1 protein-coding gene is annotated in these 317 nt (G+C 55.5%); it reads right to left on the minus strand.

The genetic code is table 11. The features are described from left to right. Positions 1-317 (minus strand): DDE-type integrase/transposase/recombinase (locus tag FHK95_RS19990; protein ID WP_150306381.1); only part of this gene is annotated, 317 nt, incomplete at both ends.

Consider the following 317-nt stretch of genomic DNA (forward strand, 5'->3'; position numbering starts at 1 on the left):
ATGGTTTCAGCCAAGGCGTTGTCATAGCTGTCTCCTTTGCTGCCAACAGAGGGCTCTATTCCAGCTTCAGCGAGACGCTCCGTATAACGGATGGAGACGTACTGGCTACCCCTGTCGCTATGGTGAACCAGACCGTCCATTTGGCCTGGCTGTCGGGCGCAGAGGGCCTGTTCCAGCGCATCCAGGACGAAGTCTGTTTTCATGCTGCTGCTCACACGCCAGCCAACGATTCGTCGAGCGAAGACATCGATAACGAAGGCTACATAGAGCCAGCCCTGCCACGTAGAAACGTAGGTAAAGTCTGAGACCCACAGTTG

This window comes from Pseudomonas saliphila (assembly GCF_008638345.1).
Lineage (GTDB): Bacteria > Pseudomonadota > Gammaproteobacteria > Pseudomonadales > Pseudomonadaceae > Halopseudomonas > Halopseudomonas saliphila.